Origin of the sequence: Pseudoalteromonas sp. S554, from assembly GCF_005930865.1 — a bacterium.
Lineage (GTDB): Bacteria > Pseudomonadota > Gammaproteobacteria > Enterobacterales > Alteromonadaceae > Pseudoalteromonas > Pseudoalteromonas marina.
In genome coordinates, this window is the sequence record NZ_PNDV01000217.1 from 1 (window position 1) to 252 (window position 252).

Here is a 252-nt window from a genome sequence, read left to right on the forward strand (position 1 = left end):
TCAGAAAAGCCAAATTCGGCCAAGTTTAAGATACCGTGAAGTGCTGTTCTTAGCTCATGCGACATATTAGCTAAAAATTTACATTTTATATTATTGGAGGTATCTGCTTCAGGTTTTAGTTTTTCAACCTCTTGAATATGAGTTATTTGCTGTTCTAATGCTTTACTTAGTTCTCTGTTTTTTAGCCTTAACTCTAATTGGGCTATGACTTCTTTGCCTAAAATATTTAACGCACTAATTTGTTTTTTAGTT

The 252-nt window shown here is 32.1% G+C and carries 1 protein-coding gene; it reads right to left on the bottom strand.

The annotated features are described in order from the left end of the window. Positions 1-252: histidine kinase dimerization/phospho-acceptor domain-containing protein (locus tag CWB65_RS19760; RefSeq protein WP_349304541.1), on the bottom strand; the 252-nt coding region annotated here is incomplete at both ends.